Raw genomic sequence first — 26,406 nt, 5'->3', positions numbered from 1 at the left:
CGACAAAGGCCGAACCCTTGCGCATTTTCACGGCGGCGCTCGCAACCGAGACCAATACCTTTTCTCCCATCTGCGTCGACCGGCGCGCGTTCGAGGCGTCTCTTTATGCGCCTCCTGGCCAGCACCCGGAAACCCCGACGCTGTGCACGGCACCCATCACGGTTGGACGCCGCGTCTGCGCCGAGAAGGGATGGGTACTGATCGAGGGAACGGCCGCCTGGGCGGATCCAGCCGGACTTGTGAGCCGCTCGACCTATGAAGGGCTGCGCGACGAGGTGCTGACCCAGCTCAAGGCTGCGATGCCGGTCGACGCCGTTGTCCTCGGCCTGCATGGCGCCATGGTCGCGGCCGGCCACGAGGATACAGAGGGTGACATACTCGTGCGCGTGCGCGAGATTGTTGGGCCGGACGTCCTCGTCTGTGCCGAGCTCGATCCGCATAGCCATCTTACCGCGAAGCGGTTAGGGGCAGCAGACTTCTTCGTCTACTTCAAGGAGTTCCCGCACACGGACTTCGTCGATCGCGCCGAGGATCTCTGGCGGATCGCCGTAGAGACGCTGGAAGGTCGATTGGAGCCTGTCATGTCTGTCTTTGACTGCCGCATGATCGACGTCTATCCCACCTCGCGCGATCCGATGCGCTCCTTCGTCGACAAGATCATGCGCCTGGAAAAGGAAGATGCTGATATCCTGTCGATCTCGGTGATCCATGGTTTCATGGCGGGCGACGTACCGGAAATGGGCACCAAGATGCTTGTTGTCACCAACGACAAGCTGGAGAAGGGCAATACCTTGGCGCGCGAACTCGGTCTTGAGCTGTTTTCCAAGCGCGGCACCTTCATCATGCCACAGATCGACGAGATGGAGGCCGTTGCGCAGGCAATGGCATCAAAGTCATGGCCCGTCGTCATCGCCGACGTCTGGGACAATCCTGGCGGCGGTACCGCGGGGGATGCCACTGTTGTCTTGCAGGAACTCCTCGCCCGGGGCGCCACAGGTGTCGCGATCGGTACGATCTGGGATCCGATGGCCGTACAGATCTGTATGGCAGCGGGCGAGGGGGCCGAGATCCCACTGCGCTTCGGCGCCAAGTCCGCGCCCGGCACCGGCAATCCGGTGGATGGCGTCGTCAAGATCGTCAAGCTCGTCACCAATGCAGAGATGCGGTTTGGCGAAAGCTTTGCGCCATTCGGGGACGCAGCCCATATCGTGCTTGACGGCATCGATATCATTCTGAATTCGACGCGCGCGCAGAGTTTCGATCCAAGCCTGTTCTCCGTGATGGGCATCGATCCGCTGTCGAAGAAGGTCTTGGTCATCAAATCGACCAATCATTTCTTCGCATCGTTCTCCAAAATCGCCGCTGAGATCATTTACTGCTCGGCCGGAACGCCTTATCCCAACAATCCGGTCAAGACACCCTATCGTCGGGCGCCGAAGAACATCTGGCCGATGGTCGCCAATCCCCACGGCCGCTAACGCGGAGCAGCGTCACATGCAGGAAAATCCGTTCGCCGTCGTCGCCAAACCGGGCGACAGGGTCGCTGATCTTGCGACGCCGCGGCCTATCATCGACGAGGATCGCCTGGCGGCGAACATTGCCCGCACGCAGGCCTACATGGATAAGCACGGCCTGGACTTTCGGCCACATATCAAGACGCATAAGATCCCGGCGCTTGCCGCCGAGCAGATCGCGGCGGGTGCGAAAGGCATCAACTGCCAGAAGATCAGCGAGGCGGAGGTTTTTGCTGCCGCCGGCTTCGAAGATATCCTGATCACCTTCAACATTGTCGGCCCGCAAAAGCTCGAGCGCCTTGGCGCGCTCAACGACCGGATCTCTGATCTCAAAGTCGTTGCCGACAGCACGGTGACCATCGATGGCCTATCCTCCTACTTCGCATCCCGCAAACCGTTGACTGTTCTGGTTGAATGCGACACCGGCGGCGGGCGCTGCGGCGTCCAGACGCCCGAAGACGCAACGATCCTGGCACAGCGCATAAGCGGCGCGCCGGGCCTTTCGTTCGGTGGTCTCCTCAACTACCCGAAGCCCGGCTCGGCCGAAGCGGTGCAAGCCTTCCTCAGCAAAGCACTCTTGCTCCTAGAGACTGATGGGATCGCTTGCCCGATCGTCAGCAACGGCGGCACGCCAAGCCTCTTCGAGGCGCATCTCGTCGGCGCCGCGACCGAGCACCGCGCAGGTACATATATCTATAACGATCGCTCCATGGTCCGTGCTGGCCACTGCAGCGAAGCCGACTGCGCCATGCATGTGCTGGCAACAGTCGTGTCCCGCCCGACGGCGGATCGCGCCGTCATTGACGCCGGATCAAAGGCCCTGACCTCCGATCTGCTCGGCTTTAGCGACTTCGGAACGGTGGTCGGTTATCCCGAGGCGGTGATCACCGGATTGTCTGAGGAGCACGGCGTCATTGAGCTGTCGAAATGCGGCGATAAGCGTCCTGAGATCGGAGAGAAGATCCGGATCATTCCCAACCACACATGCGTTGTTTCCAATCTGTTTGACACGATGGTTTTTCATCGCGACGGCGTCGTAACGCGCGTCGAGGATGTTGCCGCACGTGGACTGGTGTGGTAGGAGCCCGTTGCCCGTAGCACCTTCCTTTGATGTACGCCTCTTGACCTTACGCAATTGAAAAGCATCTTCTTTTGCGCGGGCGTTAGGCGCGCGGGAGGTCAAGTCGATGAGAGTCTCTGTTGCAATGGGAATAGCAGCAAGCCTGTTGGCGATCTCGGCGGCGGAACCGCCGGCGCAATGGCAGACCTATCATGGCGTACGGATGGATTCCGATCCCGTGCTTCTAGCGCGGTTTGACAGGGCCTATCGCTATTGCGAGCCCGAGGCCGTCCACCGCGGTTCACCCTATCCGGCCAATCCTTGGCACGTCACGGCGCTCAGAAGCTGCATGTACCGGTTGGGGATCGTCGACCGAGGCGCCTATTCGTACCCCGCCAACAGGCTCTTCTATCCTCTGTATTGAGGTGGCGACGCCGCTGATCAAGCGGCTGCCGTGGGATTGAGCAGGTTCATGTCGATGTCGGTCAGCTCGACGTGGCGTTCAAACGATATGCCCTTATCATCGAACAAATGGCAGTCGGCGACGTTGATCCCGGCTACCAGCGGCTGATCTGGGCGCACGCCGGCACTGCCCGGCAGCGTCGCACAGAAATTCTCGGCTTCGCCGTCGAGCGATGCGTATGCCACGGTTTGTGCGCCAAGTCGCTCGATGACCGTTGGCGCAACGGTCAGCGCGATGTCGCCGGAACCGATCTGGATGTGCTCAGGACGCACGCCGAGCGTCAGTGTCTTGCCAACAGCGCCCTGACGGGGCGTGACGGGGATCAACGCCTTTTGCCCCTCGTAGGCGACTTCGACACCGGCATCGCTGACAGCGGTGCAGGTGACGGGCAGGAAGTTCATCTTCGGATTGCCGATGAAGCTTGCGACGAAAATATTGGCCGGCTTGTGATAAAGCTCCAGCGGAGCCCCGGTCTGCGCGATCTCGCCGGCGTTCAGTACGACGATCCGGTCGGCCATGGTCATCGCCTCGATCTGGTCGTGGGTGACGTAGATCATCGTTGCCTTCAACTGCCGATGCAGCTTGGCGAGCTCGATACGCATATCGGCGCGCAACGCCGCGTCAAGGTTGGACAGCGGTTCGTCAAACAGGAAGATCTTCGGCTCGCGTACGATGGCGCGACCGATTGCCACGCGCTGGCGTTGACCGCCCGAGAGCATTCCGGGCCTCTGTTGCAGGCGCTGATCGAGGTGAAGGATGCGCGCGGCATGCTCGACCTTGGCCTTCAGCTTCGCCTCTTCCATCTTTTCCACGCGCAGCGGGAAAGCGATGTTTTCGAAAACGCTCATGTGCGGGTAGAGCGCATAGGACTGGAACACCATGGCGATACCGCGCTTGACCGGGGGCAGGTCATTGACCCTGAGGCCGTCAATGACGATGTCGCCCGCCGTCGTGGCATCGAGGCCGGCGATCATCCGCAGCAACGTTGACTTGCCGCAGCCGGACGGCCCGACGAAGACCACGAACTCGCCGTTCTTCACTTCGAGCTGGATGCCCTTGAGAACCTCGAAGTCGCCGTAGAACTTCTGAACATTGTTGAGAAGAAGCTGTCCCAAAACCTGTCTCCGGTTGCCGCCCCTGCGGCATGCATACTGCAAGTGGGGGATCGCGGTTGTTGCGCCCGCGATCCCGACAAAGGCTTACTTGAACGCTTCGATCTCGCCGGCAGCCTTCTTGATGGCATCGGCCGGCTGGGCCTTGCCCGTCACGACGGATTGGACCATCTCGATCATCGAATTCTGGAAGCCCTTGTAGTCGGTAAAGAGAGGCTCGGGGCCGCCAAAAGCGATGCCGTCGATGAACGGCTTCCACGACGGATCAGCCTTGACGAACTCGTCAACCTTCGCAGACGGACGCAGCGGCGTGAGGCCTGCACCGCCCTGAAGCTCGTATTCGCCCTGCGGGCCCGGTGAGGTGATGAACTTGGCGAATTCGATCGCCTTGTCTTCCACACCCGTGCCCTTGAAGACGGCCAGGCTGTCGGTGATGAGCAGCGTTCCTTCACCCTTGGCCGAAGGGCCGAGCGGCAACGGTGCAACGCCCCAGTTGATCTTGGTGTCCTTGAGGCGAGCAGCAGCACCCGAGCCTGCCTGGATCATGCCGACTTTGCCGTCGAGAAAGATGGCGCGGATTTCGTTCTGCTCATAGGCGGTTGCGCCTTCGACGGAATAAGGCGTGATGTCCTTGTAGGCCTGGAGCGCTGCCAGCACTTCCGGGCTGTCGATAACGATCTTGTCGCCGTCGATGACCTTGCCGTTATTGGTGTAAACCCAATGCATGAACTGGTGCATCGTGTTGTCGAAAGTCTTGGCCGGGAGACCATATCCAGCGATGCCGGTCTTTTCCTTGATCTGCTTGGCGGCGGCGATTTCTTCAGCCCAGGTCTTCGGCGGTGTTTCCGGGTCGAGACCGGCCTGCTTGAAGATATCCTTGTTCCAGTAGAGAGCCTTGGTCGAAAAAGCGACCGGCACGCCCCATTGGGTGTTTTCGAAGGTGACGGTATCGACGATGTTCGGATAGTAGCTCTTCTTCTCCTCGTCGGTCATCGGCACCGGCACGATAAGGTCGTTCTGGGCAAATTCCTTGAGCGTGCGCGAGCCGACATAGGCCATGCCGACAGGCGTGCCCGCGGCGGCAAGCGTCGTTGCTTTGTCCTGGCACTGCTCCCAGCCGACGACCTCAGGCGTGACCTTCCAGCCTGGGTTCTTGCCTTCCCACTCCTTGATGTACTTCTCATGGATCGGGTCGATCTTGTCGCCGCAATAGATCCAGCTGATCTCCTGGTCAGCGGCGTGCGCGGTCATGGCGCCGAGCGCGGTGGAGCCGAGCAGGGCAAGGGCCATCAGCCCGGTCTTGAATTGAATCGTCACTTTGTTAGCTCCCGTTTTTTCTCTGGTGGTTGACTTACTGTTTCACCGCGCCCGCGGTTAGCCCGCTGACGAGATACCGTTGAAGGAAGAAAATCACGATCATGGCCGGCGCAATGCCGACGAAGCTGGCGGCCATCAGCTCATTCCAGACCACCTCCTGGCGGCCGAAATAGGCAAACAACCCGACTGGCAAAGGCGCATATTCGGTCTTGGAATTGAAGGTGAGGGCGAAGATGAACTGCTGGGCATAGGAGCCAATGAAGGTGGTGATTGCAACCACCATGATCCCGGGCATCGCGATCGGCAAGATGACGCGGCGAAGCGTGTAGAATTGGCTGGCGCCGTCGACGAAGGCCGCCTCGTCCAACTCCCTTGGAATGCGCATCATGTAGGTTCTGAGCAGCCAGATCGCGGACGGAATGAGGAAGGCGACACCCGGAACCATGATTGCAAAATAGGTATTGAGCAGGCCGAGCGATCGCATCAACCGGAAGAGCGGAATGAGCAGCACCGCTCCCGAAAACATGTTGACCGCCAGGAACGCAGCGAGCAACAGCCCAGCGCCTCTGAATTCAAACCGTGCGAACGCATAGGAGGCAGGGATGACGAGGACCAGAACGACAGCGGTCACGACGGTCGAGATGAAGAAGGAATTGAAGATGTAGCGCGCAAAGCCTGGCACGCTGATCCACATCGTCCGGTACGCTTCGAAGGAACCGTTCTCGGGAATGAAACGATAAGGCGAGGAGAAAAGTTGGCTGAGTGGTTTCAGCGAGACAAGGAAGCCCTCAACGAAGGGAGCGAGCACGAAGGTAAGGAACACCAGAATGCCGGCATAGATGCCGATGATCTCGTACCATTTGTACCGATTGATCAGCAGATGGGGTTGTTTCATCGCTTGTCTCCGGAAGCAAGACGGCTGGTCAGTCGGAAGTAGCAAACACAGAAGATCGACAGGAAGATGCAGATCAGCACGGCGCGTGCAGCCCCTTCACCGTATTTGTTCGAACCAATCGCCGTGCGGTACGTGTCGATGATCATCGTCGTCGTTTCGCCGCTCGGACCGCCGCGCGTCAGGATCCAGATGATATCGAAAGAGTTGAAGGTGGCGATGAGTGACAGCATCGACATGGTAATCAGCGAAGGGACGATCAACGGCAGGGTAATGCGCCGGAAGCGGTAGAAACGGCCGGCTCCGTCCGTCCAGGCGGCCTCGTAAAGATCCTGCGGAATCGCCTGCATGGCCGCTAGCATATAGAGCGTGACCAGCGGGACGCCGATCCAGACGTCAGTGATAATCGTCGCCCAGAACGCCGTGGAACCCTGTGCGAGGAACGCAACCGGAGCGTCCACCAGACCAAAGCGCTGTAGCATGCCGGAAATCATCCCGAACTGGCCGTTATACATCCAGCCCCACATGAAGATGCCGATCGCCATGGGGACAATCCAGGGCGGCATAGTCAGTACGCGAAAGAGCGCCCTGCCTGGTACAGCGGAATTCAGCATCGTCGCGCCGAAGACGCCAATGATCATCTTTATGGAGACGGAAAAGAACGTCCAGATGAATGTCCGCAGGATGACTTCGGCGAAGGTCGCATTGAAGATCTTGCTGTAGTTGACCCAGCCGACCCAATTCGTCGTCTTTTTCAGCGACGCATCGGTGAAGGACAGGATAAATGTGTCAACCAGGGGATAGGCGACAATCGCCGCCACGTAGAGCACTGCCGGAAGGAGAAGGATCCAGGCGAAGATGACTGCGTTGCGTTGGACGCTCATCTTGCCGCCCTCCTCAAGCCGCTCTTGCGTGCAGGGCTTCTTCGAACCTGTCCCATATCGGGCGCAGATCGATGACAGCCTTCTTCATGCGCGCCTCGTCCATGGACAGGGCGAGAATACCGGCTTCGAGGGCGTTAAGTGTAGAGACGGGAAGTTCGGTGCCGGTGCGCACACTGTCGAGCAGGTCCGCGGCCATCTGTTCGTCGGCACCGTAGTGCTGCGACAGCTCGGTCGCCGCGTACTTGTTCTCGATCACCTTCTTGCCTGTCAGTTGCTCATGGACGTCGAGATAGCCGCGGACGAAATCGCCCTCTGCCATGCCCCGCGATCCCATGATGGCAAAGCGGCGAAACTGGTCGGGAACATTGAGGTTGGTATGGAAGTTCATGCCGACGCCATTGGCGTATTCGACGATCGCCACCTGATAGTCGATAATGTCGGCGTCGCTATCGAACACCTTGTCGGAGCCCATCCAGCCGCTTGGCTTGCGATGGAACAGCTCCAGGTCGTTGATGCCTTCGCGAGCGGGATCGTTGGCCGGCGTGAAGCTCTTGCGACCGCCGAAGCTTGCAACGCGCTCAGGCCGGGCGCCGACGACGCCGTTGTAGAGATCGAGGTCATGGCAGCACTTTTCCAGCATGAAGCTGCCGGAATAGCGCTCGTAGCGGCGCCAGTCGCGCATGAAGAAAGCGCCGTGATAAGGCTCGATGTGCTCCGAGGCTTCGATCGAGACGATCTGGCCGAGCTTGCCTGCAGCCTGAATGGCGCGCAGGTCCTTGTAGAGTGGGGAGTAACGAAGCACGAGGCCGACCATCAGGCGCTCGTGACCGAACTTTGCCATCAGCCGTGCCAGTTCGATGCTCTCGGCGATCGTCGTGACGATCGGCTTTTCGCAAAAGACCTTAAGGCCACTTTCGAGACCGAGCCTGATGTGATCGAGATGCATGTGGTTCGGGGAACCAATCATCAAAAGATCGAGCTTTTCGTTGGCGATCAGCTCTTCGGGGGAAGCATAGGCCGTGCCGGCGGAAATACCCTTCTCGACAAGTCCAGGAAGGCCTGCAGGATCGGGGTCGACGTAACCGACGATCTCGAAGCTTTCATCCACAGACTTGAAGACGTAGCCAAGGTAGCCGAGCCGGAAACCCAGCCCGATAATTCCCACTTTCATGCCGTTCTCGTTCCCATTACGTAATTTATTTTCGTCAAGTTGAGACAAAAATTCGAACTCGTCAACACGAATCCCGCGAAAAGTTGGAACTATGAAATTAATTTTCATAGCCGCTCGATTTCGAGGCTCATGGGTTTTCAGGCGAGAATAGGAATCGTTTTCGCTGCACAGGAGCAGCTGACGCCGGTCTCCGTTCAGGCAGAACGGAACGGCGACGGTGAAAAGCTTGGCCGCGAACCGTTGTCACACCACCCGAAATCTAGTTTCGCCGCTTGCCCTCGAGCAGGTCGAGAACCGAATTTGCCGCATCCAGAACATTCGTGCCGGGCCCAAATACGGCGGCGATCCCGTGGTCTATCAGGAACTGGTAATCCCGCCGCGGAATGACACCACCGACGACCACGATGACATCGCCAGCGCCTTGCGCCTTGAGCTCGTCGACCAGTTGCGGCGCCAGCGTCTTGTGGCCGGCAGCCAGCGACGACATGCCAACCACGTGTACCTTGTTCGCGACGGCGAGCTCGGCTGCTTCCTTCGGCGTCTGAAAGAGCGGCCCGGCCAACACATCGAAGCCGATGTCACCAAACGCGGAGGCGATCACTTTCGCGCCGCGGTCGTGGCCGTCCTGGCCCAGCTTGGCAACCATGATCTTCGGCCTATGGCCGAGAATCTTGCCGATATCGCTCATGCGGTCTTTCAGCACCGCCAGCTCGGGTTCGTCACGATAGGCTTGACCATAGACGTCCTTGATGACCTCGGGCTCGGCGGCGTGATCACCGAAGGCGCGACGCATGGCATCGGAAATCTCGCCAATGGTCGCACGCGCGCGAGCCGCTTCGATCGCTGCCGCAAGCAGATTCCCCTTGCCGCTATCTGCAACCTCCGCAAGCAAGTCGAGGGCAGCTTGTACCGCGGTGCCGTCGCGGCGACGTTTCGTCTCCTCGATACGCTTGATCTGGGCAGTGCGCACGGCGGCATTGTCGATCGCCAGGGTCTCGATCTCTTCCTCTGTCTCGAGCCGGTACTTGTTGACGCCGACGATGACCTCGTCACCCTTGTCGACCGCCGCCTGGCGTCGCGTCGCCGCTTCCTCGATGAGCCGCTTGGGCAAGCCCTCGTTGACGGCCTTCGTCATGCCGCCGAGCGCCTCGACCTCCTCGATCAAGGCCCAGGCTTTATCGGCGAGTTCCTTTGTCAGGCTCTCGACATAGTAGGAGCCGGCAAGTGGGTCCACGACCTTCGTCACGCCCGTCTCGTGCTGCAGGATCAGCTGCGTGTTGCGAGCAATGCGCGCCGAAAACTCCGTCGGCAGCGCGATCGCCTCGTCGAAGGAGTTGGTATGGAGCGACTGCGTGCCGCCCAGCACTGCCGACATCGCCTCGAAGGCGGTGCGAACGATATTATTGTAGGGATCTTGCTCCTGCAGCGACACGCCCGAGGTCTGACAATGGGTGCGCAGCATCAGCGACGAGACCTTGGCCGGCTTGAACTCCTCCATGATCCGCGTCCAGAGGAGCCGCGCGGCGCGCAGTTTTGCTGCCTCCATGAAGAAGTTCATGCCGATGGCAAAGAAGAAGGAGAGGCGGCCGGCAAAATCGTCGACGTTCAATCCCTTGGCGAGCGCAGCCCGAACATATTCGCGCCCGTCGGCGAGCGTGAAGGCCAGTTCCTGAACCAGCGTCGCGCCGGCTTCCTGCATGTGATAGCCGGAGATCGAGATCGAGTTGAACTTTGGCATCTCTCTTGCGGTGTATTCGATGATATCGGCGACGATCCGCATCGAAGGTTCGGGGGGATAGATATAAGTGTTGCGGACCATGAACTCCTTGAGGATGTCATTTTGGATGGTCCCTGAAAGCTCCGCGCGCGGCACGCCCTGTTCCTCGCCGGCGACGATGAAGCTCGCCAATATCGGGATAACCGCGCCGTTCATGGTCATGGAGACAGAGATCTTCTCCAACGGGATGCCGTCGAACAGGATCTTCATGTCTTCGACGCTGTCGATCGCAACCCCTGCCTTACCGACGTCGCCGACGACGCGCGGATGATCGCTGTCATAGCCGCGGTGGGTCGCAAGGTCGAAGGCAACCGAAACGCCCTGCTGCCCGGCGCCGAGCGCCTTGCGGTAGAAGGCATTGGAGGCCTCCGCAGTGGAGAAGCCGGCATATTGCCGTATTGTCCAAGGGCGGCCTGCATACATCGTCGCGCGCGGGCCGCGCGTAAAGGGTGCAAAGCCAGGAAGCGATCCGAGGTGTTGAGCATCCGCTATGTCGCCCTCGGTATACAGCGGCTTGACGTCGATCCCTTCTGGCGTGTTCCAGACGAGCGTCTCCGGCGAGGCCTTCAGCTCTTTCTCGGCAAGAGCCTGCCAGTCGCCAAGCGTTTTCTTCGTCATTTTATCCTCCGGCATTCTTCTTTTGCCTCAGGCTAGCATTTTAACCGCCTGCGGCGCGATAGAGCCTTAAGATAATTTATTGAGGAATTTCTGAGCTTCCGCGGCATCCAGGGGACCCTTCGCAAAAGGGCGGCCAGTTCACCGATCAACTGACCGATACGGGTTGGCGCTGCCGTTGCGAATGGCCCGCGGCTCATGAAACGCTGACCGGCTTGGAACGCAACCGGCTTGCGGTCGCCGGATCCGCCCTTCGGCAAAGCTGCGGCGGCAAGCCTTTCATTATCAGCTCCGCATCAGCGACAGCCATCGAGCCGAGCGCGTAGAAGGCATCTCTCGTACCGCCGGTGCGATGTGCAGATAGCAACAACCCCTCCACCTTGCGGACGGGATCGTCGGGAGCGACCGGCTCATCTGGAAAGACATCCGTCGCGGCGCGGATATGGCCAGATCTCACTGCCTCGAGCATGGCAGGAAAATCGACGACGGCCGCACGGCTCATCAGCAGGAAGGCGGAGCCCGGTTGCATCATTGCGAATTCACGCCGGCCGATAAACCCTTCGTTCTCGCTGGTTACGCTGGCAAAGACGAAGACGACGCGGCTTTCGCAAAGCACTTCATCCAGTGATGCCGGCATGCAGTCGAGCCGCTCGACGATCTCGGCCGGCAGCCAAGGATCAAAGACGCGCACGCTATTGCGAAACGGCCGGATAAGATCCCGCAACTGGCGCCCCAGATCTCCAAAACCGATCAGGCCGACCGGTGCGCCGGCGAAACGAAATGTCTCGCCGTTTCCGGCAAGGCCATAGTCTTCGACGCCGGCCCGGAACTGTCTATCCGCCTTGGTGATGCCACGGGCAAGATCAATCGCCATGCCAAGCGCGGCTTCGGCCACGGGCGGCGCAAAGGCGGATGCCGGTGTGATCACCCAGATACCACGCTCGACACAGGCCTGGTAATCGATATTCGGCAGAAAGTTCGACTCGACATTGATGATGGCCTTTAGCCTTGGCGCACGATCCAGGCGCTCCTTCGGCATGTCGGTCTGGCCGAAAATCAGCACCGTGTCCGGCAACAGCGCTTCGACCTGTTCTGCCGGCATCTGGCGATCTTCGCAAACGACGACCTCTCCCAGCTGTGCCAGACGGCGGCGAACATCCGGCGTCATGATGAGATCGAGCGTCCGCGGCAGCGGATCAACAAGGACAATGTTGCGCTTCATGGCTCCTCCCAAGTTGCCCGCAGAATGAAAATGCGCGCAGATTTTAGCAAGCGCTTTGTGCTCTAGGATGCCATCAATGGGTCCTCCCTGACCACCTGTGCCAGGAAATCGAGGACCGTGCGGACCCGCAACGGCAGGTTTTTGCGCGACGGATAGACGACATTGATCGGCAGGCGCGCGGGCGGAAATTCTGGCATCACCTTCATCAGCCTGCCAGCCTCGATGTCTGGGCTGGCAAGGAGATGCGAAAGCACGGCAAGACCGCCCCCGGTCAATACTGCGCGATGTACCGCCACGGCATTGTTGGCCACCAGACGCGGTGCGATGCGCACGGAAATCTCCTCCGATCCATCGGAAAACCACCACGACCGTCCATCTCCGGCGCGGCTGTAGCAGATGCATTCATGGCCACCAATATCATCCAGCGTTTTGGGCATACTGTGTCGTTCCAGGTAGCAGGGCGCCGCGACGAGAAAGGCGGTCGTCCAGCCGATCCGCCGGCACATCAAGGTATTGTCTGACACCGCGCCAAGCCGCACTTCGAGATCGATGCCATCGCCGATCAAATCGGACGGCTCCTCGCGGAACATCAGTTCGACCGACAGTCCGGGATGGCGTTCGAGCAGTCCCGGGAGGCGCTCGCTGACATAAAGACCAAGAGGCGCGGGCAGGGTAAGCCGCACTCGGCCGGACGCCATGGCTGTCTCGACGCAGGAGGCTTCGTTAAGAGCGTCCACTGCCTCGACCACCCGCAGCGCCATCGCGATCATTTGTTCACCTTCGACGGTCAGGGCAAGCGCGTTTGTGGTACGATGCAGCAGGCGCGTGTTGAGATGTCCTTCCAGTGCGGAAACCTGCCGGGAGACTGCTGGCTGTGTGAGATCGAGATCGATTGCCGCTGCAGAAAACGAGCCTGTTTCTGCCACGCGCAGAAAGGCTCTCAGCGCAGATACGATGTCCATCTGTCCCCCATACGTTTCGACATAAGCCTTATGTCGCAGTTTAGGTCGGAAGAGCTTTACTGTCCAGATATTACGGATATCTTATATCCATAAGGATACAGCATATCCTTAATAGGAGAGAGACATGACACAGCGCCTCAACTACGCACAGCAATCACCCGAGTTCTTCAAGAAGCTCTCAGACCTCAGCATGGGCCTGAAGGACAGCGTCGTCGAACAGAAAATTCGTGACCTCGTGAACATCCGCGCTTCACAGATTAATGGCTGCGGCTTCTGCCTCGACATGCATGTCAAGGAAGCCAAGATCCACGGCGAGAGCGAACTGCGCCTCTATCACGTGGCGATCTGGCATGAATCCAACCTCTTTGTCCCGCGCGAGCGGGCTTCACTTGCCTGGACCGAAGCAGTCACGAACCTTCCCGAAGGCGGCATCCCCGACGAACTCTACGAGCGCGTCCGCGGCCAGCTCTCGGAGAAGGAAGTTTCCGACCTGACCTTCTCGATCATGGTGATCAATGCCTGGAACCGCGCCAGCATCGCGTTCAAGGCAGTCCCCGGTTCCGCAGACAAGGCCTACGGTCTCGACAAGGCCGGCCTCAACTAAGCTTACGACCTCAGAGCCATCAACACAGCGGCCGATGGCCGCCCTGAAGGGAGAAGTCCGATGAAAATCGTCATCATTGGCGGGACCGGCCTTATTGGGTCCAAGACAGTCGAACGCCTGCGCAAGCAAGGTCATGAGGTGATTGCCGCCTCTCCGAATACCGGCGTCAACACGATCACCGGTGAAGGGCTGGCCGAGGCGCTCGCCGGCGCCGAGGTCGTTGTCGACCTCGCCAACTCGCCCTCTTTCGAGGACAAGGCGGTGCTGGAATTCTTCGAAACCTCGGGCCGCAATCTGTTCGCGGCAGAGAAGTCCGCCGGCGTCAAACACCATATCGCGCTTTCGGTGGTCGGAACCGAACGGCTGCAGGAGAGCGGCTACTTCCGCGGCAAGCTAGCCCAGGAAAAGCTGATCAAGGCCTCGGGCGTTCCTTACACGATCGTTCATTCGACGCAGTTCATGGAGTTCTTGAGCGGCATCGCGCAATCCGGCACGGTCGGCGATACGGTTCACCTGTCACCGGCCTATGTGCAACCGATCGCGTCCGATGACGTCGCCGATGCCATGGCCGACGTTACGCTCGCTCCACCGGTCAATGGCACGATCGAGATCGCCGGCCCGGAGCGCTTCCGGCTCAACGAACTCGTTGCTCGCTACCTCAAGGCCACGGCTGATGCCCGCAAGGTCGAGCCGGATCCTGAGGCACGTTACTTCGGCGCCCGGCTGGCGGATGGTTCGCTGGTCTCGGACAACAACCCACGCCTGGGACGGATCACCTTCGAGCAATGGTTCGCAACCTCCGCGCGGAAATAACAGAGTGCCGCTGCGCTATAATTCATAAGGCGCAGCGGCCAATCCATGAAAGGAATCTCGATATGATGAAGTCGATCTTTGTCGCAGCAGCCCTCGCAGCGCTATCATTCAACGCAGCGTTCGCCGATGACGCCGGCGGCAAGGCTTCCAAGGTCACGCTCGTCTATGAGCACGCGCTGCCGAACGTTCCGGGCAAGAGCATCAAGGGTGTTCTGGTCGAATATGGTCCAGGTGGCTTTTCCGAGGGCCACACCCATCCGAATTCCGCCTTCATCTATGCAACGGTGCTGGAAGGCTCCATCCGCAGCCAGGTCAATGACGGGCCGGTGAAAACCTATCAAGCTGGAGAGAGCTTTTCGGAGATGCCCGGCGACCGTCATGGTGTCAGTGCAAACGGCAGCAAGGCAAAGCCTGCAAAGCTGCTTGCGGTCTTCGTGGTTGACACCGGCGAGAAGGAACTGACCTATCCCTTGAAGAAGTAAGTCAGGGCGGGCCGGGTGTTGATCGCGCACACGGCCCCTCCGCACAGGGCCGCAACCTCGCGATCGGAGCCTGCCATGTTCAACGAACAACTCTCGTTGCCGCTTGTTCTGATCAATCTTCTGGGTGTTGCCGGCATTATCGTATGGCATCTCCAGGGCCGTGACCGCCCGACCGCCAGGCTGGTCGTTCAGATTCTGTTTTTCGCATGCATGACCGCTGTCCTCGCCCTTGCTGGCATCCTGCCGCATCGCGTCGAGGAGACACATCTGACCGGCACCACGGCATTCCTGTCCATCACTGCCCGGGTCTTATGGTGGACACACCTTGCATGGACCCTGATCGGCTTCGTGCGCATCTATATCGTTCTGGAGCGCCGGCCGCGAGAAGCCCGGCTGCTGCAGGATCTGATCGTTGCCGTTGTCTATCTCGGAGTGGCCTTGTCCATCCTCGGCTTCGTCTTCAAAGCGCCGATCGGCACCCTGGTCGCGACCTCCGGCGTGGTCGCCATCATCTTCGGCCTTGCGCTGCAGAATACGCTCGGCGACGTCTTCTCAGGCATCGCGCTGACATTGGGGCGGCCTTTTGTCATTGGCGACTGGATCGTGCTCGGCGATGGGACCGAGGGACGTGTCATCGAGAACAACTGGCGCTCCACATTTCTGCTCACCGGCGCTCATAACGTTGTTGTTTTACCCAATAGCGCCCTGGCGAAAGTGGGGCTGACGAATCTCAGCCGTCCCGACGAGACGCATCAGATCACGCTGCTCGTCCGCATCGCGGCAAGCCATAGGCCGCAACTCGTCGAGGAGGCGATGCGAACCGCCCTGCAAGGCTGCACAGGGATCGTGCAAGACCCACCGCCGATCGTCGCCCTCAAGGGGATCGACGCTGTCGCAATCGAGACCGAGCTGCAGTTTCGCGTGACCAGTCCGGCAGATAGAACGCCGGCGAGGAACGAAGTGATCGATCTTGTCCATCGTCAGTGCCGGGAAAGCGGCCTATCCCTTGCAATGCCGCCCCAGAGCTACCTCTACGCAATGCCCGGCGCGGGCGAGGTCAAGCTACGCTCATCCGGCTCGCTCTAGGACCCATTCGAAGCTGCTCTTCCAAAGATCGGCGGGAATATCCTTGGATAGGGTCTCTATCAGATCGGATAATCTGACGCTGCGCAGCTTCTGCCGCCACGCTTCGTCGGCTTCCCACATGATGCCTGCTACGGCGCAAGGACCGCTTTCGCAATAGCCAAGCGGCCGACAGGGATTGTTGGCTCTGATGTTGTTGCAGATAAAGGTTCGCGCCTTACCCTCAACGGCCTCGACGATGTCAAGAAAGGTCAGCTCGGCCGGTGCCTTTGCCAATCGGTAGCCGCCCGATGGACCGAGCGTCGTATGAACGAGACCTGCTTGGGAAAGGCTCTGCAGCGCCTTAGAAAGATATTCCTTCGGAAGCCCGTGGAACTCCGCTAATGCCTTGGTTGACAGGTAACGGCCTTCAGGCAGACCGGCAAGGATGGCGCAACAATGCAGCGCCCATTCGACTTGGCTTTTCAGGATCATCAATTCAGTCCGGGTTCGACGCCCGAAAGCATCTATTAAGGATATAAAGTATCCCTATTTCGCGACGATGTAAACAGACTGACCGTTGTGACAGTCAACCGCGGCCCGATCGCTTATATTCACGACAGGCAGCTGAAGCGCGGGATGGATTGGACACCAACCAGTGTCCTCATTCGAGTGCGATCGGGCCCGGCGAGTAGCACCGTCGTGCCGCGTTCAATCGATCTTGCCTGGAGCCGTTGGCCACAGGCGTACCGGCTTTGTCCTTCTACGCCGCAACATCCGACCGGAAGGTGGAACAGAGCCTTGTCAGATCATGTCGCGAAGCTTTCGACCGGTTTCCTGAAGCAGCTTGAAGGCCGCATACCGACGACCATGTCTTTCGCGCATCGCACCCGAGGCTGGGCGATAGACCCTGGCGATGCGCGACATGACACTCATTGCGCTGGAAATGTCGGCGTGACAGCCACCGGCGACGGCTCCGAGCATCGCAGCGCCAAGCAGCACCGGCTCCGGGCTGGATACGCTGGCGACCTGCCTCGCCGTCGTATCGGCGATCATCTGCAGGACGAGGGGACTGTTTGCCGCCCCGCCGCTGGCCACGATTAGGTCGATGTCGATCGCTTTGCCAGCCAATGCGTCGAGCAACTGCCGCAGACCGTAGCCGAGACCGGCAAGCCCCGCCACATAAAGCGAAACAAGCGACTCCTCGTTTTCGTCAAGGGTCAGTCCGGCGATCAGTGCGCGTGCATCCGGATCTGCAAAGGGCGCGCGATTGCCGAGGAACTCCGGCACCACGACGATACCGTTGGCCAGATCGGCGGCAGTGTCGCCGGCACAAGCAGCTGCCCGCTCCAGATAGCCGACGAGTGACAGACCCTCTGCCTTTGCACGCGCCTCGATTTCGCCGGATGCCGGATGCATACGCACCAGATGGTCGATTGCCGCGCCTGCCGCCGACTGCCCACCTTCGTTCAGCCACAGGCCCGGGACCATCGCTGAGAAATAGGGCCCCCAGACGCCGTCGACAAAAGTTGGTTGCTGCGTCGTCGCCATCGAGCAGGCCGAGGTTCCGAAAATATAGGCCAGGCGGCGGGCGATGTCGGCGCCACCCGACGTTCCAGCTTCAACTGCGCCAAGTGTTCCGATGCCGCCCGCGTGCGCATCGATGAGGGCAGCACCAACAGGCGTGCCGACCAACAGGCCGAGATCGGCGGCCGCTTGGGCGGAAAGCCCAGTGCCAAGTGCCGTTCCCGGAGCGACAATCTCGTTGCCAATCCGCTTGAAACCCTCAACAGTGAGGTCCTCAAGGCCAATGGCCCGAAAATAGTCGGCGTCCCAGCGCCCCTCATGGGCGAGATAGGTCCACTTGCACGTCACCGTGCAGACTGATCGCGCCTGGCTTCCCGTGGCGCGCCATGTCAAATAGTCGGAGAGGTCGAAGAAGTGGGCCGCTGCCCGGTATTGCCGGGGCAGGTGCCTCTTCAGCCACAGGAGCTTCGGCGTTTCCATCTCGGGCGAGATGCGGCCACCGACATAGCGCAGAACCGCGTGCCCGCCGCCGTTGATCTCGTCGGCTTCGGCGACGGCCCGGTGATCCATCCAGACGATGATGTTCCTGTTGGCATCGCCTGAACCGCTGACGCTGGTCGGACGCCAATCCGCGCCGAGAGCAACGAGCGAACAGGTGGCGTCGAAGCCGATGCCGGCGATGGAGGCCGGATCGATCGCCGCATCCTCAACCGCCTTGCGAACAGTGCTGGAAACTGCCCGCCAGATATCCTCGCTCGACTGCTCAACGACGCCGCCGGCCTCGTGCCAGATGGCAATGGGTTGTTTTGCCGATGCCAGCAGATCACCGCTCTCGTTAAAAACTCCCGTGCGGGCGCTGCCGGTGCCGACATCGATTCCGAGAAAGTGACGTGCCATGTCTAAAGATCCGTACTGTGCGGCAAAATGACGAGGTCGCGGATTGTCACATTGCGCGGCCGCGAGAGCATGAACATGACGGCATCGGCCACTTCGCTTGCCTCCATCAGCCCGCCTGCAGCGATGGTTTCTTCGAGCTTTGCCTTCGGCCAATCGCTGATCAGGGCCGTGACAACGGGTCCCGGCGCGACGGCACCGACGCGAATGCCATGCTTCATCACTTGTCGCCGAACCGTGTGAACGAAAGCCTGCACCGCAAATTTGGAGGCAGTGTATATCGGCTCCCAAACGACGGGAACGAGACCCGCGATGGAACTGGTCATGATGATGTCGCCGGTCTGCCGTTCAACCATGTGCGGCAACACGGCCTGAACAGAGCGGAAGGCAGCATTGACGTTGAGGTTCAGCATGCGGTCCCAGGCATCGGGATCTCCCTCAACGACGTCTCCGCCGATATAGGCACCGGCATTGGCGTGGAAGATGTCGAGCTTGCCGAACCTTTGCAGAATCTGCGGCATCATCGTCGCAACGCTTTTCGGGATGGTCAGATCGACAACCAGAGGAAATGCCTGCGGTCCGAGTTCGGAGCAAATTCGTTTCAATGACTCTTCAGCTCGATCGATGAGGGCGACGCTGACGCCCTCACTGAGCAGCGCCCTTGCGCATTCAAGGCCGATCCCCGAGGCCGCGCCGGTGATTGCAGCGACCTTTCCAGAAAGTTCCTGTCTCATAGCATTCCTTACCTTTTGTCTGGGTTTTACGCGCGTCCGTGGGACACCCTCGAACGGCGTGCGAGCGAGTCGACAATGACGGCAATGGCAAGAACGGCGCCGGTTATCATGTAGCGAAGCGACGATGACAGATCGAGCAAGGTCAGGCCGTTGGCAATTGACTGGATGACAATGATGCCGAGCAAGGCCGAATAGGCGCTGCCGCGACCGCCAAACAGGCTGGTACCACCGATGACGGCAGCCGCGATGGCATTGAGGTTCACATCTCCGGTGCCGGCCTGCTGGCTTGCCGACGCAAGACGTGCCGCAGACAACACGCCGCCAAGTGCAGCCAGCATCGAGCAGAGCATGAAGGCGCTCGCATAAATCATGCGAACATTGATGCCGGCGCGGCGTGCGGCCTCGCGATTGCCGCCGACCGCCGTCATCGAGCGGCCCCACTTGGTGCGGGTCAGCGCGTAGCTCATGGCCACGGCCAAGCCGACAAACAGACCAAACATCCACGGAATGCCGCGGTCCTGGTTGAGATAAAACACGATCAGCTCGAGCACCAAGGTGATTACGACAGCACGAAAAATCAGACTGCCAAGCGACTGCGAGGACAAGCTTGCGGCGCGGCGGCGTACGACAGTGCGATAACCGCTCACGAACAGCACGAACCCTGGAATGGCGGCGAGAACATAGGAAACAGGATCCGGCATGACCAGCAGCTGTCCGAAGTTCACGACCGCAGAGCCGTAGGGCAGGTTGATCGAACCGGTCGCGCCAAGAAGGTAGAGTTGCATGCCGAGAACGGCGAGTAGGCCGGCCAGCGTCGAAACGAAGCTCGGCATTCCCAGTCGATTGAACAGCAATGCATAGAGCGCACCGATGATACCACCCGCTGCAAGGGCGGCGACGATCGCCAGGGCGACCGGCCAGTCTTCATTGACCCACAGCATTCCGACGAGCGCCGAGGCGAAGCCACTGATCGAGCCAACAGACAGGTCAATTTCGCCGACCATCAGGATACAGACGATGCCAAGCGAGATAACACCGACCGTCGACGCATCGAAGAGCAGGTTGACGAGGTTGTTAGCAGAAAGGAAGACCGGATTGAGCGACGCAAACACCGTCCAGATTAGAACCAGGCCGACGACGACCGGCAACGACCCGAGATCGCCCGATCGCACGCGATCGCCAAAGGCCCGGATGGCGCCGCTGACGCCGGTTTCATGCTTGACGCGAACGTCGCTTCGATCGAGCAGGGGTGGGGATGGGGCGTTCTGATTGGAGTTGGTGCTCATAGGTTTCCGCCCTCTGTGATATCGCCCGACGCTTGGCGTCGGCTTGCCCTGCGGGAGACGGAATTGTCCGCGGCTCCGGTGATGGCGCTGACGAGTTCCTGGTTTGTTGCGTCGGGATAGAATATCCCGTTGTTGCGGCCGAGCCGCAGGACCACGATGCGGTCTGCAACGGCCCGCACGTCCTCCATATTGTGGCTGATCATGATGACGCCGAGGCCGCGATCACGGACCCGTTCGATGAGGTTCAAGACCTCCGCCGTCTGCGCAACGCCAAGTGCGGCCGTCGGCTCGTCGAGCATGATGAGCTTCGGCTCCAACAGCAACGATCTGGCGATCGCCACCGTCTGACGCTGCCCACCGGAAAGCGACGCGATCGGAATGCGAACGCTGGGAATGCGCGCTGAGAGCTCATTCAGGAGCTTCCATGAGCGCACCTCCATCGACACTTCGTCGAGCTTCAGAGGATTGGTTTCCCGGCCAAGGAAGATGTTGGCCACCACATCAAGATTTTCGCAAAGTGCGAGATCCTGGAAAACCGTCGCAATGCCGAGATTAAGTGCCGTACTTGGGTCAGCGAGCGTCACCGGTTTGCCCGCGAAGGTGATCGCGCCCGACGTCGGCTGGTGCACGCCGGCAAGAATTTTGACGAGTGTCGACTTTCCCGCGCCATTGTCGCCAACCAGCGCCACGACTTCGCCCGCATGCACATCGAGATCGATATCCGTCAGGGCTGATACGGCACCGAAATTCTTGGAAACGCCACGCAGGCTGAGAACGAGCTCGCCGATCGGGGGCGTATCGTGTTGAGTGTCCGTCATCGAGGCAAGCCTTTCCGTATGACCTCATGCGATTTGCAATGAGCCCCCCGACGACACGCGCCGGAGGGCCCCCGGGAGGAGCGCTTAGCTGCCGATACCAAGCTTCTTGCAACCGTCCGCGTAACGGTCGCCGCAAAGCTGCTCAGGCGTCTGGATCGGCTTACCGTTGACCGTCTTGTCGATGATTTCGGCCTTCAGGTTCTCCGCAGTCACGAGCGCCGGCGTGAAGAGCTGCGTGGGCGTGTCGAACAGCTTCGTATCCGCCTTCGGCGTCTCTCCGGAAAGCAGCTGCAGTGCGACGTTGGCGGCGGCTGCAGCCACGATCTCGCTCGGCTTGGAGATCGTGTTGTACTGATCGCCGGCGATAATCAGCTGCAGGCCGGCAATCGTTGCGTCATTGCCAGTCACCGGCGGGACCGGATCAATGCCGGCAGCCTTGAAGGCGGCGACGGCTGCACCGCCGGTACCGTCATTGGCCGCCACGACGCCAATGATCTTCTTGCCGAAGCGGGTGATCTGCCCACTTGCCCATTGCTGTGCCTTCGGCGGCGCCCATTCCGGCGTGTCGTATTCGGCCAGCACCTGATATCCGCCTTCAGCGATGCCTGCATGGATGCCCTTCTTGATCAGGCCGGCAGCCGCATCGGTCGGCGAGCCGTTGATCTCCAGCAGACCGCCGTCTTCCGGCTTGACATTGTTCTTCTTCAAACGTTCGACAAGCGATACGGCAATCATCTTGCCGATCTCTTCATTGTTGAAGGAGACGTAGTAGTCAGCGGCCGCAGACGGGATAGGGCGGTCATAGGCGATGACCTTGACGCCCTGGCTTTGGGCCATCTTCACCAGCGAGGCAGCGGCGGTGGAATCGACCGGGTCGAGGACGATCGCTTTCGCACCCTGTGAGATCGCTGAGTTGAATTGCTGTTGCTGGCGCGATGCGTCGCCATTGGCATTCTGGTATATCACCTTGCAGCCGGCGCAGAGTTTTGCCATTTCAGCCTGGAAGCCTGGGTAGTCATGCTCTTCATAACGCGTCGAGCTCTGGTCGGGCATCAGGAAAGCGACCGTTGCGTCTGTGACCTTGGCCGATTGTGCAAAAACGGACGTTCCGCTAAGAAGGCCGACAGCCAGTAGGGCAGCGCCTGCGAGTTTCATTGAGAATTGCGTCATTTCGGTTTCTCCCTTAAAGAGATCGATTGTTGCGGTTACCGTCTCAGGCGTGTGGCTGGCCTGAGTTAACGTGCACAAAGCCGCGCGCCGAAACTCACGGTAACGTCGGCCGCACTGCTAAGGCGCATCTGTTCCAAATTTGACGACACGCGATCCCTCGCGGAGGCCCGCCACGGTCTCCGGTTCGCACTTGCCACCAATGTCTCCTGTCTCCTCCCTGTCCTCCCTGGTTAGGCGGCCTCCACCGCTTTTTCGTTTTGTGCCCTCAATGCTCGGAACCTGGAGGGCGGCATCCCTTTTTGTGCGAGAAAGTGTCTGTTGAAATTCGAAAGGTTGTTAAACCCGGATGCGTAGCAGATATCGATCACAGGCATGTCCTCGCTGCTCATCAGCAACTGGCAGGCAAGATTGATGCGTAAGCGGTTGACATACTGAATCACCGAGAAGCCGGTATGTTTGCGAAACGACCGGGAGAACGCGCTTGGCGTTTGACCGGCAATCGCCGAAAGATCGGTCTCGGAAAACGGTTCCGTCAGTCGCTCGCGGATAAATGCCAACGCCTTGTTGGTGCCGATCGACATATAACCGGAGGGATCGGGCTGATAATCGGATGTGGTCAGAGCCACGTGATCGTTTGCACCGGTCAAAAGTTCGACGAGGTGCATGAAAAGCGCGATGCGACGCGCACCTGTGGCGTCCAGCATCTCCTGCATGATCGGCTTTGCGAGCGCGGCTGCCTCGAGCGAAAAGAGAACGCCTCGACGACTATCGGCCAGCACCGAGCGGAAACCCTTGAGCTCCGGAAGGATGGCAAGCAGGCCATCGATGAACGCCTCGGAGAATTGCAAAACCAGGCAGCGTTGCTCGATGCGCCTGTTGTCGACGACCTCGCTCACCCAGTTGTGCGGCAGGTTCGGGCCGGTCATGACAAAATTGCCCGGCTGAAAATCGCCGATGAAGTCGCCGACAAAATAGCAGCCGGAGGTTTCGGTGATGAGGTGGATCTCGTACTCGGGATGAAAGTGCCACCGCACCGTATGATAGGGATATCCGTGCGACCACATTTTGAAGGACTCGCCGGATCGTATCTGGACGACTTCCAGATCGGGCTCTGATACATCCCGCATACGACTACCCCTCCCAGGGATACATTCTGTTACTCGGCCATCCGCGGAGGAGCTCTCCCGGTTCCCTCCCGCAGACATGAAAGAAGTTTAGCCGGATGTGACCGACCGCTCCACCACATTTGCCCCCGCAGACCGATACTTTTTTGTCATCCGATTGATGATTGCCTAGATGCCCCGCAGCGCATTTCCGAGTAGGTCTGTGTCAACAGCGCAGTTCGCCGAGGGAGTGAAAATGGACTGGAATGGGAAACGCGTTCTTATCACCGGGGCGGGCAAGGGGATCGGGCGCGCAACGGCAGTCATGCTGGCGAGCCGAGGCGCTACGGTCGTCGCATTGACACGCGATCGGCGCGATCTGGAAGTGCTCGCGCAAGAGATCGTTTGCGAACCGATCTGTGCCGACCTTGCTGAGATCGGCGCGATTGCTGCGGCCGTCACGCCGGCGTTTCCTGTCGACATGCTGGTCAATTGCGCCGGCACGACCGTGCTGCAATCGTTCGTGGAGACCGAAGTGGTCGACTTCAGCCATGTTCTCAACGTCAATACCCTTGCCCCGGTGGTGCTGGCACAGGCGGTCGTACGCGATTGGATCGAGCGCGGCATCAAGGGTTCGATCGTCAATGTTTCAAGCGATGCGGCGCGTCGCGGCGTTGCCAATCACACCGCCTACTGCGCTTCCAAGCGGCGCTCGATGCGATCACGCGCGTCATGGCGGTAGATCTCGGCGCCGCCGGCATCCGTGTCAACAGCGTCAACCCGACCGTCACGCTGACCCCCATGGGTGAACTTGCCTGGAGCGACCCGGCCAAGGCCGACCCGGTCAAGGCTCGCATCCCGCTTGCACGCTTTCTCGATCCTGATGAGGTCGCCGAGGCAATTCTCTTCCTGTTGAGCGATGAGGCCTCCATGATCAGCGGCATATCGCTTCCCGTGGACGGCGGTCTTGCCATCTCCTGATCGGCACGCCCATTTTCACAGGTGGATCGAGATGGTCCACGCACATCTCTCCTGGGCAACAATCGAACCGAAGACCTAAGCCTCAGCCCCCTGCAGGGCGGGGGAAACATTTGTCGCCCTGGTGCCTTCAAGCAGTCGATCGACGATCATGCGTCCGATCGGGATGGCGGAGGTTGCCGCCGGTGAGGGGGCATTGCAGACATGCAGCATTCGTTCGGTCTGCTTGAACAGAAAATCATGAACCAGGCTTCCGTCGGCCATCACCGCCTGCGCGCGAATGCCGGCTTGCGGGCGTTGCAGATCATCGATCGTCAGCGCAGGGCAGTACTTCCGGCATTCCTTGAGATAGCGTGCGCGCGACGCGGAATTGGCAAATTCTGAAATTGCCGAACGCCAATACCTCCGAGCCATTTTCCAAAAGCCTGGAAACGTCGCCATGTTGCCGATGTCAGCGATAGCAAAACTGCCCTTGGCATAGCCTTCGCGCGCAAAACCAAGCACCGCATTGGGACCCACAGTCATACCGCCGTCAATCGTTCGCGTCAGGTGAATTCCCAAAAACGGCAAGTCGGGATCGGGGATCGGATAGATGAGGCGCTGCGTGACCTTCGCTTTCGATGCCGGCAATGCGTAGTATTCCCCACGGAACGGAACGATCCGATGATTGATCTTCAAGCCGGCCATCAACGCTATTCGGTCCGACTGGAGACCGGCGCAGGCAACCAGTTTGCTGGCGTCGACGCAACCGGACGGACTTTCGATGCGCACGCTTTTTTCCTGTTCGTGAATGGCTTTGACCGCAACTCCGCGCCTGATCTCGCCACCCCGAGCCTCGATCTTTTGTGCCATGGCGCGGCATACCACCGCGTAGTCGACAATCCCGGTGGAGTGGACCAGAAGAGCGCCGAGACCGGCGATACCAGGCTCGGCGGTTCTCAGTTGCGCGGTCGTCAGCCGCCTATAGTCGATGCCGTTCTGCCGTGCCCTTCCCTCGAGCGCATCCATGCGCTCAGTCTCCGTATCGTTGGTGGCGACCAATAACTTTCCGCAGGTTTCGAATGGGATGCGATTGTCAGTACAGAAGCGCTTTGTCGCCGCCGCACCCTCGCGGCAGAGCTTTGCCTTCAGGGAGTCGGGAGCATAATAGATTCCGGCGTGGATGACGCCGCTATTGCGACCCGTCTGGTGTCTGGCAAGCTCTGCCTCTTTCTCCAAGACAACGATTCTGGCGCCAGGTGTCCTTTCCTGCAACGCCATGGCGACCGCCAAGCCGACGATGCCCCCTCCAATGATGCAATGGTCATACATGCCACTATCCGGTTGTGAGTGATCCCCACTGTCAAGGTTAGCATTCGCGCGGCTCGCCGTCTTGAAATCCTTATGGCGTAAGTCGCTCCAGGTGCCGTCGTCAAACGCCTTTGCTGAGTACCCCGCGCATCTATTTCTGGCGCACCGACAAAACGTTGCGGATCGAAAAGCTGGAATTGATCCGCAGCACACCCGGCAGGACTGAAAGTATCTCCTTGTGAATCCGTTCGAAAGCACTGGCGCTTTCGACGTCAACGCGAAGCAGATAATCCGATCCACCCGTCATCAAAAAGCACTCGCGAATCTCCGGCAGACCGTCCGAGAACTCTTCGAATGATGGAAAGTAGTTGATTTTCGGCGTGGACGGCGGCGTTTTGTCCAATTTCCAGCTTTTCCGTTTTCGGGTGCGATGGTGGCGTTCATGGGCATAGTGGCGTTTATTTTGGGTTGAGAACAACGCAAAATGGGGCGTTTTATGTCCGCAACGCGGCGATCAGGCCCGGCACACCGATGATGGAGATGGCCCTCTTGATGTTGTAGGCGAGCGCCGTCAGGCTGAACTCCCCGCGGACGTTTTCCAGCCGCCGCATCAGGAACGCGCCCTGGTTCATCCATTGCTTGATCGTGCCGAACGG

24 protein-coding genes and 2 pseudogenes are annotated in these 26,406 nt (G+C 59.8%); 8 read left to right on the top strand and 18 right to left on the bottom strand.

What is annotated here, in order from left to right; translation table 11 throughout:
- The first annotated feature begins 17 nt into the window (after nt 1–17).
- The 3 genes from BSG20_RS18190 to BSG20_RS18180 all read left to right on the top strand — a co-directional run bounded on the left by BSG20_RS18190 (nt 18) and on the right by BSG20_RS18180 (nt 2,998).
- Nucleotides 18–1,478 (top strand): M81 family metallopeptidase, encoded by a 1,461-nt coding sequence (locus BSG20_RS18190; protein ID WP_072377588.1) that lies wholly within the window; start codon nt 18–20, stop codon nt 1,476–1,478.
- Between the two features lie 16 nt (nt 1,479–1,494).
- Complete coding sequence (locus tag BSG20_RS18185; protein WP_072377587.1) at nt 1,495–2,595, top strand: D-TA family PLP-dependent enzyme; 1,101 nt, start codon at nt 1,495–1,497, stop codon at nt 2,593–2,595.
- A 106-nt stretch (nt 2,596–2,701) separates the two neighbouring features.
- A complete protein-coding gene (locus BSG20_RS18180) occupies nt 2,702–2,998 on the top strand; it encodes a hypothetical protein (RefSeq protein WP_024314626.1) in 297 nt (98 codons plus the stop codon).
- 17 nt (nt 2,999–3,015) lie between these two features.
- On the opposite strand, the gene BSG20_RS18175 is transcribed toward BSG20_RS18180, so the two are convergent.
- The 8 genes from BSG20_RS18175 to BSG20_RS18140 form a co-directional block, all read right to left on the bottom strand.
- A complete protein-coding gene (locus BSG20_RS18175; protein WP_072377586.1) occupies nt 3,016–4,152 on the bottom strand; it encodes an ABC transporter ATP-binding protein in 1,137 nt (378 codons plus the stop codon).
- Between the two features lie 84 nt (nt 4,153–4,236).
- Nucleotides 4,237–5,439 carry an ABC transporter substrate-binding protein gene (locus BSG20_RS18170; protein WP_093041276.1) on the bottom strand — a complete coding sequence of 401 codons (1,203 nt, stop codon included), beginning with the start codon at nt 5,437–5,439 and terminating at the stop codon, nt 4,237–4,239.
- Nucleotides 5,440–5,500: 61 nt separating this feature from the next.
- The gene (locus BSG20_RS18165; RefSeq protein WP_072377585.1) at nt 5,501–6,361 is read right to left on the bottom strand and encodes a carbohydrate ABC transporter permease; all 861 of its coding nucleotides are present in this window, start codon (nt 6,359–6,361) and stop codon (nt 5,501–5,503) included.
- On the bottom strand, nt 6,358–7,242 hold the full coding sequence (locus tag BSG20_RS18160; protein WP_024314629.1) for a carbohydrate ABC transporter permease: 885 nt from the start codon (nt 7,240–7,242) through the stop codon (nt 6,358–6,360). Before BSG20_RS18160 ends, BSG20_RS18165 begins: the two co-directional genes overlap by 4 nt.
- Before the next feature lie 13 nt (nt 7,243–7,255).
- On the bottom strand, nt 7,256–8,413 hold the full coding sequence (locus BSG20_RS18155) for a Gfo/Idh/MocA family protein (protein WP_072377583.1): 1,158 nt from the start codon (nt 8,411–8,413) through the stop codon (nt 7,256–7,258).
- A 259-nt stretch (nt 8,414–8,672) separates the two neighbouring features.
- Complete coding sequence (gene scpA / locus BSG20_RS18150; RefSeq protein WP_072377581.1) at nt 8,673–10,808, bottom strand: methylmalonyl-CoA mutase; 2,136 nt, start codon at nt 10,806–10,808, stop codon at nt 8,673–8,675.
- Nucleotides 10,809–11,001: 193 nt separating this feature from the next.
- The gene (locus BSG20_RS18145; RefSeq protein WP_072377578.1) at nt 11,002–12,027 is read right to left on the bottom strand and encodes a hydroxyacid dehydrogenase; all 1,026 of its coding nucleotides are present in this window, start codon (nt 12,025–12,027) and stop codon (nt 11,002–11,004) included.
- Between the two features lie 62 nt (nt 12,028–12,089).
- Complete coding sequence (locus tag BSG20_RS18140; protein WP_072377576.1) at nt 12,090–12,989, bottom strand: LysR family transcriptional regulator; 900 nt, start codon at nt 12,987–12,989, stop codon at nt 12,090–12,092.
- Between the two features lie 124 nt (nt 12,990–13,113).
- Between BSG20_RS18140 and BSG20_RS18135 the strand changes: the two genes are divergently transcribed.
- The 4 genes from BSG20_RS18135 (at nt 13,114) to BSG20_RS18120 (ending at nt 15,974) form a co-directional block, all read left to right on the top strand.
- Entirely contained in the window at nt 13,114–13,593 is a 480-nt protein-coding gene (locus tag BSG20_RS18135; RefSeq protein ID WP_072377574.1) for a carboxymuconolactone decarboxylase family protein, read from the top strand.
- A gap of 60 nt (nt 13,594–13,653) precedes the next feature.
- The gene (locus BSG20_RS18130) at nt 13,654–14,406 is read left to right on the top strand and encodes an SDR family oxidoreductase (RefSeq protein WP_072377572.1); all 753 of its coding nucleotides are present in this window, start codon (nt 13,654–13,656) and stop codon (nt 14,404–14,406) included.
- Between the two features lie 62 nt (nt 14,407–14,468).
- Complete coding sequence (locus BSG20_RS18125) at nt 14,469–14,888, top strand: cupin domain-containing protein (RefSeq protein ID WP_072377570.1); 420 nt, start codon at nt 14,469–14,471, stop codon at nt 14,886–14,888.
- 75 nt (nt 14,889–14,963) lie between these two features.
- A complete protein-coding gene (locus BSG20_RS18120; RefSeq protein ID WP_072377568.1) occupies nt 14,964–15,974 on the top strand; it encodes a mechanosensitive ion channel family protein in 1,011 nt (336 codons plus the stop codon).
- Here the strand turns inward: BSG20_RS18120 and BSG20_RS18115 are convergent.
- The 7 genes from BSG20_RS18115 to BSG20_RS18085 all read right to left on the bottom strand — a co-directional run bounded on the left by BSG20_RS18115 (nt 15,957) and on the right by BSG20_RS18085 (nt 23,506).
- On the bottom strand, nt 15,957–16,445 hold the full coding sequence (locus BSG20_RS18115) for an RrF2 family transcriptional regulator (RefSeq protein ID WP_024314638.1): 489 nt from the start codon (nt 16,443–16,445) through the stop codon (nt 15,957–15,959). The two genes, BSG20_RS18120 and BSG20_RS18115, sit on opposite strands and share 18 nt — an antisense overlap.
- Before the next feature lie 309 nt (nt 16,446–16,754).
- Nucleotides 16,755–18,374, bottom strand: a complete 1,620-nt coding sequence (locus BSG20_RS18110) for an FGGY-family carbohydrate kinase (protein ID WP_072377566.1) — start codon at nt 18,372–18,374, stop codon at nt 16,755–16,757.
- A 2-nt stretch (nt 18,375–18,376) separates the two neighbouring features.
- Nucleotides 18,377–19,105, bottom strand: a complete 729-nt coding sequence (locus BSG20_RS18105; protein WP_072377564.1) for an SDR family oxidoreductase — start codon at nt 19,103–19,105, stop codon at nt 18,377–18,379.
- A 26-nt stretch (nt 19,106–19,131) separates the two neighbouring features.
- Nucleotides 19,132–20,391, bottom strand: coding sequence for a sugar ABC transporter permease (locus tag BSG20_RS18100; RefSeq protein WP_072377562.1), 1,260 nt, complete (start codon nt 20,389–20,391; stop codon nt 19,132–19,134).
- A complete protein-coding gene (locus tag BSG20_RS18095) occupies nt 20,388–21,209 on the bottom strand; it encodes an ATP-binding cassette domain-containing protein (protein ID WP_072377560.1) in 822 nt (273 codons plus the stop codon). The genes BSG20_RS18100 and BSG20_RS18095 overlap by 4 nt, the downstream gene beginning before the upstream one ends.
- 84 nt (nt 21,210–21,293) lie before the next feature.
- On the bottom strand, nt 21,294–22,379 hold the full coding sequence (locus tag BSG20_RS18090) for an ABC transporter substrate-binding protein (RefSeq protein WP_072377558.1): 1,086 nt from the start codon (nt 22,377–22,379) through the stop codon (nt 21,294–21,296).
- 230 nt (nt 22,380–22,609) lie between these two features.
- Nucleotides 22,610–23,506, bottom strand: a complete 897-nt coding sequence (locus tag BSG20_RS18085) for a helix-turn-helix domain-containing protein (protein WP_072377556.1) — start codon at nt 23,504–23,506, stop codon at nt 22,610–22,612.
- A gap of 232 nt (nt 23,507–23,738) precedes the next feature.
- Between BSG20_RS18085 and BSG20_RS18080 the strand changes: the two are divergent.
- Nucleotides 23,739–24,463 (top strand): annotated as a pseudogene (locus BSG20_RS18080) (SDR family oxidoreductase).
- A gap of 75 nt (nt 24,464–24,538) precedes the next feature.
- Here the strand turns inward: BSG20_RS18080 and lhgO are convergent.
- The 3 genes and pseudogenes from lhgO to BSG20_RS38865 form a co-directional block, all read right to left on the bottom strand.
- The gene (gene lhgO / locus BSG20_RS18075) at nt 24,539–25,771 is read right to left on the bottom strand and encodes an L-2-hydroxyglutarate oxidase (RefSeq protein ID WP_072377554.1); all 1,233 of its coding nucleotides are present in this window, start codon (nt 25,769–25,771) and stop codon (nt 24,539–24,541) included.
- A gap of 130 nt (nt 25,772–25,901) precedes the next feature.
- A complete protein-coding gene (locus BSG20_RS18070; protein ID WP_280142197.1) occupies nt 25,902–26,123 on the bottom strand; it encodes an Lrp/AsnC ligand binding domain-containing protein in 222 nt (73 codons plus the stop codon).
- Nucleotides 26,124–26,244: 121 nt separating this feature from the next.
- Nucleotides 26,245–26,406 (bottom strand): annotated as a pseudogene (locus BSG20_RS38865) (IS1182 family transposase); the annotation flags it as partial.

The sequence above is a fragment of the Rhizobium tibeticum genome (assembly GCF_900110205.1).
In the GTDB taxonomy this organism is placed as follows: domain Bacteria; phylum Pseudomonadota; class Alphaproteobacteria; order Rhizobiales; family Rhizobiaceae; genus Rhizobium; species Rhizobium tibeticum.
This window is presented reverse-complemented; position numbering and strand designations above follow the sequence as displayed.